At 48.7% G+C, this 11,423-nt stretch carries 10 protein-coding genes; all 10 read right to left on the reverse strand.

The window, feature by feature from the left end; all coding sequences use genetic code 11:
* On the reverse strand, nt 1–756 hold a 756-nt coding region (gene ftsZ / locus KKE17_00030), incomplete at its 3' end, for a cell division protein FtsZ (protein ID MBU1708372.1).
* 63 nt (nt 757–819) lie between these two features.
* Nucleotides 820–2,040: a cell division protein FtsA gene (gene ftsA, locus KKE17_00035; GenBank protein MBU1708373.1), complete on the reverse strand. Its 1,221-nt coding sequence runs from the start codon at nt 2,038–2,040 to the stop codon at nt 820–822.
* An 82-nt stretch (nt 2,041–2,122) separates the two neighbouring features.
* Entirely contained in the window at nt 2,123–2,950 is an 828-nt protein-coding gene (locus KKE17_00040; protein ID MBU1708374.1) for an FtsQ-type POTRA domain-containing protein, read from the reverse strand.
* The gene (gene murB, locus KKE17_00045) at nt 2,940–3,890 is read right to left on the reverse strand and encodes a UDP-N-acetylmuramate dehydrogenase (protein MBU1708375.1); all 951 of its coding nucleotides are present in this window, start codon (nt 3,888–3,890) and stop codon (nt 2,940–2,942) included. The genes KKE17_00040 and murB overlap by 11 nt, the downstream gene beginning before the upstream one ends.
* Nucleotides 3,887–5,272, reverse strand: coding sequence for a UDP-N-acetylmuramate--L-alanine ligase (locus KKE17_00050; GenBank protein ID MBU1708376.1), 1,386 nt, complete (start codon nt 5,270–5,272; stop codon nt 3,887–3,889). Before KKE17_00050 ends, murB begins: the two co-directional genes overlap by 4 nt.
* A 28-nt stretch (nt 5,273–5,300) precedes the next feature.
* Nucleotides 5,301–6,407 (reverse strand): undecaprenyldiphospho-muramoylpentapeptide beta-N-acetylglucosaminyltransferase, encoded by a 1,107-nt coding sequence (gene murG / locus KKE17_00055; protein MBU1708377.1) that lies wholly within the window; start codon nt 6,405–6,407, stop codon nt 5,301–5,303.
* Between the two features lie 419 nt (nt 6,408–6,826).
* Complete coding sequence (gene murD / locus KKE17_00060; GenBank protein MBU1708378.1) at nt 6,827–8,251, reverse strand: UDP-N-acetylmuramoyl-L-alanine--D-glutamate ligase; 1,425 nt, start codon at nt 8,249–8,251, stop codon at nt 6,827–6,829.
* A gap of 37 nt (nt 8,252–8,288) precedes the next feature.
* On the reverse strand, nt 8,289–9,368 hold the full coding sequence (mraY, locus tag KKE17_00065) for a phospho-N-acetylmuramoyl-pentapeptide-transferase (GenBank protein ID MBU1708379.1): 1,080 nt from the start codon (nt 9,366–9,368) through the stop codon (nt 8,289–8,291).
* The gene (gene murF / locus KKE17_00070) at nt 9,368–10,870 is read right to left on the reverse strand and encodes a UDP-N-acetylmuramoyl-tripeptide--D-alanyl-D-alanine ligase (protein ID MBU1708380.1); all 1,503 of its coding nucleotides are present in this window, start codon (nt 10,868–10,870) and stop codon (nt 9,368–9,370) included. Before murF ends, mraY begins: the two co-directional genes overlap by 1 nt.
* 16 nt (nt 10,871–10,886) lie before the next feature.
* Nucleotides 10,887–11,423: UDP-N-acetylmuramoyl-L-alanyl-D-glutamate--2,6-diaminopimelate ligase (locus KKE17_00075; protein ID MBU1708381.1), on the reverse strand; the 537-nt coding region annotated here is incomplete at its 5' end.

Raw genomic sequence — 11,423 nt, forward strand, 5'->3', positions numbered from 1 at the left:
ATCCTGCAGAAGTGGGCTTGCTATTGCCATATTGACCGCATCGGCGGCTCGATTCTCGCCTATGCCCTGACCGGCACCCATGAGTGCGGGGCCCATCTCATTCATAATCGCCCTGACATCGGCAAAATCCGGATTTATATATCCGGGGAGATTAATCAAATCCGTGATCCCTTTCACTGCCTGGACAAGAACATCATCAGCCATTTTCATCCCGTCAATAAAACGAGTGCCTTTCTTGGTCAATGAAATGAGCCGGTCATTGGGAATGGTAATGATCGTGTCAACATGTTCTTTCAGTTTTTCCCAACCGATTTCAGCATTTTTCGTACGGGCACGACCTTCAAAAGCAAAGGGCTTGGTAACTACCCCGACAGTCAACGCGCCCATTTCCTTACTGATCCGCGCCACAACCGGGGCACCGCCCGTCCCGGTTCCACCGCCCAGTCCAGCGGTGATAAAAACCATATCACTGCCTTGAAGCGCCTTTCTTATTTCTTCAGCGCTTTCCTCGGCCGACTCCCTGCCGAGTTCTGGATTTGCGCCGGCGCCAAGCCCCTTTGCCGCAACACGGCCGAATTGCAATTTAATATCGGCCATGGAAGTTTCCAATGCCTGCAAATCAGTATTGCCGGCAATGAATTCAACCCCCTGGAGCTTGCTCTCCACCATGGTGTTGACAGCGTTTCCACCGCCACCGCCGACACCAAATACTTTGATTTTGGCCCGCGATTCGAGTTCTGCCAGCTTAAAAGACATAGTATGCCCCCTGTAGTTTCAACGCCCGTTTTTTTAACAAAAACGCAGCATTAATAAATTACTCTAAAAAATACTTTTAAACCAGTTTTTCATCCGCTTCACAAGCTTATCATCTTTCGAGCGGAACCTGTTGCCGGACTTATGTTTCATGCCGTAAAAAACCAGTCCGACGCTTGTTGCACACTGCGGGGTGTTGACGATATCAGTTATCCCGCCAACTTCCCGCGGATAACCGATACGCACCGGCAGGTCAAATATCTGCTCCGCCATATCCACGACATTTGCCAGAAGCCCTGTTCCGCCAGTGATAACCAGTCCTGCGTTAATCAAATCCTTATAGGCGGAATCAAACAATTCCTGGTTGATCAGCGTCAACATTTCTTCAATCCTGGGCTCGAGAATTTCTCCCATGACCCTCCGGGACAGTCTTCTCGACTTCCTTCCCCCGACACTTGGCACCTCGATAACCTGATCTTTGTCAATCATCGACGAGATAGCGCAGCCGAATTTTTCCTTTAATCTTTCAGCCTCTTTCAACGGCGTCCTCAACCCTATTGAAAGATCATTGGTCAAATTATTGCCGCCCAGCCCCAGAACAAAGGTATGCTTGATGGCGCCATCGTGAAAAACCGCGAGATCCGAGGTACCGCCACCGATATCAATCAGACCGATGCCCAGTTCCATTTCCTCTCTGGTCAGCACTGCTTCAGCCGATGCAATCTGCTCAAGAACAACATCGTTTACTTCAAGTCCGGCCCGATTGCAGCATTTGACAATATTATGGACTGAAGTTACAGAACCGGTGACGATATGAACATTTGCTTCCAGCCGCACACCGGTCATTCCCAGAGGGTCCTGTATCCCCTCCTGTCCGTCAACCATGAATTCCTGTGGAATCACATGAATTATTTCCTGATCCGGTGGAATATGCACCGCCCGTGCCGCATCAACGACCCGCTCTATATCATCCTGCCTGATTTCCTCATGCTTTATCGGGATTAAACCATTGCTGTTAAAACCCTTGATATGACTGCCGGCAATTCCAACGTAAACCGAAGAAATTTCGCATCCGGCCATCATTTCGGCTTCTTCTATTGCCTTTCTAATCGAATTGACCGTATGTTCGATGTTTACAACCACACCTCGCCGGAGACCGACTGATGGATGTATCCCGACACCGATCACATCCACTTTCCCCTTGCGCACTTCGCCGACCACCGCGCATATCTTTGTCGTCCCTATATCCAAACCGACAATCAACTCGCCCTTTTCTTCTCGAGCCATTTTTCCACCTTGACGCGGTTTTTTCACCAACGCAATTGAATCGTTTAAATCACTCTGCAACTCTTTGTGACTTTTCTCATCATCAGGCATTCGTTTTTCCAACAAGCACTTTATCGCCGTTATAGCCGACGTAGATGTAAGCTGTTTTTTCGAATTCCTTTTTACGGTAAAGCCAGTCAAGAACCTTTGCCAATCTGTGGTACTGGGTATTGATATCATTGCTTTTCAGATAGATGGGAAATGGTTTATTGGCTAAAAATAATTGTATTTCATCCGTTGCGGTTACATGTATCTGAGATATGTTCTGTCGCGGCAATGCCGAATTTATGACTCGAGAATAATCAATGAGGCTTAAGGCTGTTTTGAGCCCCGCAAGGTTAATGGATTGCATAATTAATCGGCAATCTTTTTCGGCCTCGGCGTTAGTCATCAGCCCTGAAATGACCGGGAAATCAAGATCCTCTCCATTGGCAACCTTCGCGAACACTACTCCTTTGCGGTCGGTGTAATACAGGTTTCCCCACTGCTCGATCATTGCCACAGGGACTCTTTCCGTTACTGTCAATTCAAGGCTGCTCGGCCAGTCTTTACTAATTATCACACTTTCAATCCAGCCGTTTCGGCATAACTTCTGCTGGACCGCATCAGCATCGAGAGCGAGAATATTTGTATGAATATTGATTCCACTGGCCTCAAGAATTTCTTCCTTTGAAATCTTCCCGCCGCCCTGTATATTAATTGACGTCACCCTGAAGAATTCCGAATTTGAGAAATATGCATACAAGACATGATTTGTCCCGGCAATCACACTTCCTCCGAAAACCACTAAAAGAACATACTTCAGTATTTTCTTTCTCACCCCGTGATAATCTTTGGGTTTTATCCGTTTTGTAATAATTTTACTGATCATCCCAAATATCCACTTCCGGTTCAAGCCTTACTCCGGACATTGCCAGCACCTTTTCCTGCACATGCCGCATGAGCTTGATAATATCCCTGGTTGTTGCCTTTCCGCTATTAATGATGAAGTTTGCATGCTTTTCGGAAACCTGCGCCCCGCCGAACGATACGCCCTTTAGCCCGGCCTTTTCTATTAAATAACCCGCCGCCTGGGTTGGGGGATTCTTGAAAAACGAGCCGGCGCTTGCCACCCCCTGGGGTTGGCTTTCTCGGCGCTGACGCTGAAACCGTCTGCACTCTTCATCAATGTGCCTTCTTTGCCCCTTCACCAATGCGAAAGTGCCGGCTACCACTATTTCGTCTTTTCGTCCCCAACCCCTGTATTGAAAAACAACATCCTTTCTTCGCAGCTCTTTAACTGCTCCGGATGCCTCGATTATTGTCACCGTCGCCAAAACGTCAGAAACTTCCTTACCATGCGCCCCGGCATTCATGACAATTGCACCGCCCACAGTCCCGGGTATTCCTGCAACAAATTCCAGCCCGGATAATTCTTTCTCGCTGGTCCAAGTCAGAAGCTTTGCCAGAGAAGCGCCTGCTTCCGCACGAACCAACCGACGATCATTATCGGCCAGCATCGTAATGGCTGACAACTCCTGTCCCAGGATTATCACAACTCCATCATAGCCGCGGTCGGGAACCAGGATATTACTGCCCCTGCCGATGACTCTCCAGTTTATGCCGTTTTCGCCCAGGGCTCTGATAAGTCCGGCGAGGGCTTCAATATCTTCAGGAAACACTACCGCTTTTGCCGGACCACCGACATTCAGGGTTGCATAACTGGCCAGGGGATGATCCCATTCCACCCGGCCCTTCCAGATTTCACAAAAAAATTGTTTATTGAACCCTTGCACATTCATTCCGCTATCAGCTTTTTTCAACGCAATCATGCTGCCGAGCCTTCCAATTCGGCAACTAATTGCTCTCCGGCCTGGACAATATTGCCAGCTCCAAGGGTCAGGATGACATCACCCTTTTCAGCAATTTTCCTTACTTCCCGCGAAAGATCATTGACCTCTTTCACATAATAAACCTGGCGCTGTCCGTGCCGCTTTATTTCCTCAACAAGCGCTGCTGTATTAACACCTTCAATGGGCTCTTCGCTTGCTGCATATATATCCGTCAGGAATAAAATATCCGCTTCGTAAAATGCAGTGGAAAATTCTTTAAACAATCCCTGTGTACGTGTATACCGATGCGGCTGGAACAAAACTATCAACCGCCGGGTCGGCCAGACAGTCCTCAAGGCTGAAAGAGTCGCCCTGATTTCAGTAGGGTGATGGCCGTAATCATCCATAACCGTCAAACCATTCATTTCGCCTTTCAATTCAAGTCTTCGCTGCACCCCGGTAAAACAACTCAAGGCCTCGGCTATAACCGAAAACGGTATGTCCAGTTCAAGGGCCAGGGTTATCGCCGCAAGGGAGTTCAACACATTATGAGCGCCGGCAAGAGGCACACTGATCTGCCCCAACACCTTATCCTGTGAGCATACTTCAAAGTTCGAGATACTCCCCTCCATGGTAATATTTCTGCCATGAATATCTGCCTGAGTGCTCATCCCGTAAGTAATTTTCCTTTTTTTTATCCGGGGTAAAAGGTCGACGATCCCGGGGTCATCAAGACATAGGATACATGCCCCGTAAAACGGAATCTTGTCTATAAAATCCATGAAGGCATTTTTTACCGCATCAAGATCCTTGTAATAATCAAGATGCTCAAAATCAATATTGGTTACCACCTCGAGAACCGGGGAGAGTTTCAAAAACGATCCGTCACTTTCATCCGCCTCGGCAACGAGGAAGTCGCCCTCGCCAAGTTTTGCATTTGTTCCCAGGCTGTTTACCTGCCCGCCGATGACCACGGTGGGATCAAGCCCTGCCTTTGACATGATCCAGCCCACCAGGGATGTAGTTGAAGTTTTTCCATGACTCCCGGCAATGGCAATACCGTATTTTTTCAATCGCATGAGTTCGGCGAGCATTTCCGCTCGAGGAATCACCGCCACATGGGCTTCACGGGCGGCGATTATTTCCGGATTTGTTTCGTTAATCGCCGAAGAGACCACAACAACATCAGCGCCGTCCATCCATTCGCCCTTGTGCCCCTTATGAACTTCCCCACCCAATCTTTGCAGCCTTCGGGTGATGCCCGTTTCCCGAAGGTCGGAACCGCTTACCTGATATCCCAGATTGAGCAGCACTTCTGCAATCCCGCTCATACCGATACCACCGATTCCTACAAAATGAATATGTTGCGTTTTTTTGTACATTTACACCCTGTCTCTTAACATCTGAAATTCATACAGCGGGACACTTCCCCAGGCTCATCAGCAAATCCATTGATGCACTAATGATCCTCCTGGCCGCATCCGGTTTAGCAAGGTTGCCTGCCTTTTCAGCCATTTCCATAAGAACAGCCGGTTGAGATAAGAGCCCGATAATTTCTTTCCCCAATTCTTCTCCTGTGAGTTCCTTTTCATAAAACAGTTTTGCCGCCCCGGCATCAGCGAGAAATCGGGCATTGATATCCTGATGACCGTCAGCGGAAAACGGGTAAGGAATCAAAATCGACGGCTTTGCCATTACCGTAATTTCTGCTAGAGTCGTTGCTCCGGCGCGGGAAATGAGCAAATCGCAGTCATCATACACTTTCGCCATATCCGTGATAAATGCGGAAACTTCAGCATGAACTCCCATTGAGTCATACTCATTCTTTACCCAACCCTCATCTTGCGCCCCAGTCTGATGGATCATCCTGAAATTTCCAGGAAGTTTATCTGTTATTATCCTGATTGAATCAACAACCAATCGATTTACCCTCCTGGCCCCCTGACTTCCCCCCAGGACAAGGAGAGTTGCGCTTCCCCTTTCTGTTCTTTTTGGCATCCCGGCTCTTTCTATCAGTTCCTTCCTTACCGGATTTCCCGTTATTATGGTTTTTTCCGGCGGAAAAAATCCTTCACTCCCGGGCATGGACAAAAATATTTTATGCACAATACGGCCGAGCATTCTATTTGCAAGTCCTGGAATTGAATTTTGCTCATGGATACAGGTTGCGATACCCAGAAGTCTAGCGGCAAGTACAACCGGCCCGCTAACATACCCGCCGACTCCCAGAACCAGAGAAGGCTTGAATTCCCGCAAAATTCTTGCTGCAGCATGTATGCTCATTGGCAATTGGACCAACGCCTGAATCACTGCCCCAAGGGATTTTCCTTTGAGGCCACTACTTTTTATTGCCTCTTTCTTAAATGGCTTGCCGGACAAAACTTTCATATCCATCTGACGTTCCGTCCCGATAAACATCACTTCGCTTTCAGGATAAGCATTGATAAATTCCTCAGCAACCGCTATGCCGGGGAAAAGATGACCGCCTGTCCCTCCACCGGTTACGACAACTTTCAACCGTTGCTTATTGCTCAAAACTGCACCCGAGTGGATTTTCAACCACGAGCACGATCAACTTCCTGATCTCGCAGGGCAGTTCATCATACTTTTATAACTTGGCCCGCATTGCATAATATCTGTTTTGAACTGTTTCATCATTTTCTGATAACAGTCGGGGCAGTAGCCGTGGGAAATTTTCCGATTCTGGTCTGCGTTACTTCCTGCCGTTACAACCCCCTTTAAAACTTTTTTACACATGCAGCATATCGTTATCATCGTTCGCTCCTTTTTGGTAATCTTCAACCATTGATGCACTCGTAAAAAATCAAAATATCACGCCAAGCCGCCAAGCTCACAAAAACAACTCGTTGTTATTAAAAGAAAAGACATCGGGCACTTAGCGTCTTTGCGTGAAAAAAATAGTTTTTTCGAATCCATCAACCATTTACCGCTGTGTTTTTTTCCAGACTTTTTCTCTTCACAAGCCCGGCAACCGCCGCTCTGAATACTTCGCCTCTATGAACATAACTTCTAAACATATCAAAGCTCGCACAGGCCGGAGAAAGCAAAACAGAATCCCCGGACTTAGCTGCTGCCCCCGCCTGACACACCGCATCTTCGAGACTTTCCGCAGCATAAACAGCGGTTACATCCTTAAATTCCCGGCTCATCGACGATCTTGCCTCGCCGATAAGGTACATGCTTTTCACCCGCGCCTTCACCATTGTCTTCAACATTTGATAGTCGCCGCCCTTTTCTCGGCCGCCGGCAATTAGAATTACCCCACCTGAAAAGGATTGCAGCGCCGCACATACCGCGCCAATATTTGTTGCCTTGGAATCATCATAAAATCTGACACCGTCGATCTCCGCCACCAGCGCAAGTCGATGATTCAAAGGCAGAAATGCATCCAATCCCTTAGTAATCGCTTCGTGGCTACAACCCATCAGGCGCGTTGCAAGAATTGCGGCCATGGCATTCTGCAAATTCGGCTCCTTAGCGAACAGGGTGTTTTCCAGATCATATTCTTCAACACCTGGGACATTTTTTACCCCGGTCAGGAGTATTCTTTTTTCTTTCTGAGACGCACCGGGATAGCGGCTGATATCCTTCCCAAAGAAAAAAATCCTTTTCTTGAGCGATTCCGTAACCCGTGACAATATCTCAGGATCAGCAATGTTCAACACGGCCCAATCCCCTTGTTTTTGTCCTGAAAAAAGCCTGAATTTAGAATCACCATATGCCTGATAGCTTTCATACCTGTCCAGATGATCCGGGGTAATATTGAGCAATACCCCGACTTCCGGCCGGAAATCGCCGGCGGTATCCAACTGAAAACTGCTTACTTCAAGCACACAAACATCGGCATCCTGAGGTCCGTATAAATAGTTGGTCAGCGGCGTGCCGATGTTCCCACCGACAAACACCTTTTTGCCCATTGCCTTGAATATGTCACCAATCAGCGTGGTTACTGTGCTTTTGCCGTTGGTGCCGGTCACCGCCACAACTGGTGTTTCGAGATATTCCGGGGCCAACGCCAGTTCACCGATAACCGGGATACCCCGACCGAGAGCTTTCACCAGGGGTTGCGTTTCCAAGGGAATCCCGGGACTTACAAAAATTAAATCCGTATTCAGGAATGTCTTATCTGTATGACCGCCAGACTCAAGCTCGACCCCGGACTCTTTCAAAAATGACAATGTCTGCGAATCAATGCTCGCCTCAGGTCTCGCCTCGGATACGGTTATCCGGGCGCCCTGCCGCAGCAGAAAACCAACAGCTGAAATACCGGTCTTGCCAAGTCCCACGACCAGAATCTTCATGCCTGATTGTATTGTCTGTCTGTTGTTTGATTTACTCATTTTCCTGCCGTGTCATTATTTTCCGGCCACTTTTCGATCATCGAAGCTTCAGGGATGCCAATGCTGCAAGCCCGAGGACGATTGATATTATCCAGAATCGAACCACAACCTTGGGTTCTTCCCAGCCTTTCTTTTCAAAATGGTGATGAAAAGGCGCCATGAGAAATATCCTTTTGCCGCCGCTCACCTTGAAAAAACCCACCTGCAAAATCACCGATAAAGCTTCCATCACAAAAACACCGCCGACAATGGCCAGAAGAATTTCCTGTTTGATGATTATTGCAACAAGACCCAGTGCCCCCCCCAGGGAAAGCGAACCCACATCACCCATGAAAACCTGCGCGGGAAAGGCGTTGAACCAGAGAAAGCCCAAGCTCGCCCCCATGAGTGCGCCGCAGAAAACCGCCACTTCGCCGGCGCCGTTGACAAATGGAATCTGCAGATACGATGACAGGACGGCATGTCCGGCCAGATAGGAAAAAACCAGATAAACACTGCTTGAAATTACCGTGGGGCCCGCGGCAAGCCCGTCAAGTCCGTCCGTCAGATTCACCGCATTGGAGGCTCCGACAACCACCAGCACGGCAAAAGGTATGTAGAACCAACCCAGGTCCGGATAGAAATTCTTAAAAAACGGAAAGCTCAAATGCCCATCAAATCCTGCATGATAAAACAGGAAGACCCCGGCAATAGTCGCGCCGAGAAGGAGATTCAGAAATTTCATCTTGCCCCGCAGACCTTTGCTGTTTTGTTTGCGGATCTTCATGTAATCATCATAGCCGCCGATAATTCCGAACCATAAGGTCAACCCCATGATCAGCCACACATAATAATTTGTCAGATCAACCCAAAGGGCGGTAGAGAGAAAAATGGCAATCAGGATCAGGACGCCGCCCATGGTCGGAACCCCGCTTTTACCAAAATGGGTTTGCATCCCATCTTCCCGGATAACCTGACCGATCTGATATCGCCTGAGAAGTTCGATAAATTTCGGGCTCATGATTATGACCAGGAGAAACGCGGTCAACACCGCGCCGGCACAACGGAAAGTAATATATCGGAAAACATTAAAGCCGATGAAGTGCGTATGCAGAGGATAGAGAAAATAATACAGCATCAGTCAGTTCCTTCCTTTTCCGCACCCGCCAGGGTATCGATTATCGTTTCCATCTTCATGCCCCGTGACCCCTTGACTAGAACCCAATCACCCTTTGAAAGCCGATGCTCGGCCATCATCCGCTCAAGTTCTGTGGCAAGGGCTGCCTTACTTTTAAAAACCTGAATACGGTCAACGTCCATCGACGCGTTTCTTGCCCCGGCTGCCGTTGCTTGAAAATTCGAACCATAAAGCATGAGATAATCAACCTTCATCGCCGCCACATATTCACCAATGGCCCTGTGCGCAGAATCACTTGTATCACCGAGTTCCAGCATATCACCCAGCACAACCACGGTGCGCTTTCCTTCCTTGTTCAGACCGCTGAGCGCATCAAGGGCCGCCCGCACCGATGAAGGATTGGCGTTGTAAGTATCATTTACAATTTTTACTCCGGAACTGAGCTCAAGAACCTGCAACCGTTTATTAAATGGCTTGAACAACTCAAGACCAGTTGCGATTCTTTCCAGACCCAACCCGGCGGCATGGGTCATGGCTGCCGCAGCCAGACTGTTCATGATATTATGAATACCTATCCCGTTGATCCATACTCGCCTCTTCTCTTTGCCGACATGAAGGGAATAAGCCATGCCCTTTTCGCCGTTGTTCCTGATATGCGTGGCCCTTACATGAGCCTTTCGATTGAATCCGAAAGTAATTTTCTGCTGCGTGCAGGCCGCGGCAAGCCCAACAATTTTGGGGTCGTCAAGGTTAACAACCAGTTTCCCCCAGTTTTTCATGCCTTGAAACAATTCACCTTTTGCCGCCGCCACTCCATCAAGAGAATTCAAGCCGGCAAGATGCGACTCCTGGACATTGACAATGCAGGCGATGTTCGGAGCGGCGATCTCGGTGAGCCTTGCTATTTCACCGGGCCGGTTCATCCCCATTTCCATGACTGCAAAATCGTGGCGATAATCAACCGGCAGCAGTGAAAGCGGCAAGCCGATGAGATTATTGAAATTTCCTTTTGTTTTGATAACATTGTACTTTTGGGAAAGTATTGCTGCGGTCATTTCCTTGACCGTAGTCTTCCCCGAACTCCCGGTAATGGCTATAAGCCGGAGATCCGGCATCAGCGCCCGCCTGAAAGCCGCCATATCTCCCAGGGCTTTCAGCGTTTCGTTTACTACAATAACCGGCACCGGCACCGATTTATCCAGTTCCCGTGAAACAATTACTCCTGAAGCGCCTTTCCGCACAGCATCATAAACAAATTCCACCCCGTCGTGCCGGTCACCGCTCAATGCAAGGAACAGATCGCCGGGCTCAATGGACCGACTGTCAGTGCAGATACTCCGAAAGCCGCCGGTCTTGTGGCCGCTTACAACCTTGCCGCCGGTGGCCTGCAACACCTGAGTCAAATTCCAGACCGGATTCTGGAAAGTGGCAAACCCATATCCGAAATCCGTCTGGGTGCTGTATTGGTTGATCCTGTCGTTCATTTCTTTTCCGGCTTCCATTGCTAACAGTTGATGCCTACATTATCATCGCCGCGTGTCGCCTGACTTCGACGCGATCGTCAAAAAATTCCGTTCCCCGGGCAGTGATCTGATAATTTTCATGCCCTTTCCCACCTATCAGAATCGCATCCCCCGTCCTTCCATACAATATGGCCAGGCCGATTGCCTGCCTGCGGCAAGGGACGATGTCATAACCTTGTTTCCCGCCTTTTAAAAGAATTTCACCGCGCATCCTGGTTAATTTTGATTCCAGCAAACCTGTCTCTATTGCCGACAGAATCCCCCGGGGCTCTTCCTTTCTGGGGTTATCCGTTGTAACCAGGACGATGTCTGCAAGCTCTCCGGCAATTTTCCCCATTATTGGCCGCTTGCCGCGATCCCTCTCGCCGCCGCATCCAAAAACAACAATGAGCCTTACCGGCTTCATTTCCCTTAACGTCTTTAAAACATTTTCAAGGGCATCAGGGGTGTGGGCATAATCAACAAATACTGCGCAGTCCGTTTTCACCTGGATTCGCTCAAGCCTTCCCGGAATATTGTCGACTTCCTGCAA

It is taken from the genome of Pseudomonadota bacterium, assembly GCA_018823135.1.
Lineage (GTDB): Bacteria > Desulfobacterota > Desulfobulbia > Desulfobulbales > CALZHT01 > JAHJJF01.

Bases quoted from the DNA above. Each gene is read 5' to 3' on its own strand.
- ftsA (MBU1708373.1), bottom strand. From the start codon at position 2,040: ATGGCTCGAGAAGAAAAGGGCGAGTTGATTGTCGGTTTGGATATAGGG.
- KKE17_00040 (MBU1708374.1), bottom strand. From the start codon at position 2,950: ATGATCAGTAAAATTATTACAAAACGGATAAAACCCAAAGATTATCAC.
- murB (MBU1708375.1), bottom strand. From the start codon at position 3,890: ATGATTGCGTTGAAAAAAGCTGATAGCGGAATGAATGTGCAAGGGTTC.
- KKE17_00050 (MBU1708376.1), bottom strand. From the start codon at position 5,272: ATGTACAAAAAAACGCAACATATTCATTTTGTAGGAATCGGTGGTATC.
- murD (MBU1708378.1), bottom strand. From the start codon at position 8,251: ATGAGTAAATCAAACAACAGACAGACAATACAATCAGGCATGAAGATT.
- mraY (MBU1708379.1), bottom strand. From the start codon at position 9,368: ATGCTGTATTATTTTCTCTATCCTCTGCATACGCACTTCATCGGCTTT.
- murF (MBU1708380.1), bottom strand. From the start codon at position 10,870: ATGGAAGCCGGAAAAGAAATGAACGACAGGATCAACCAATACAGCACC.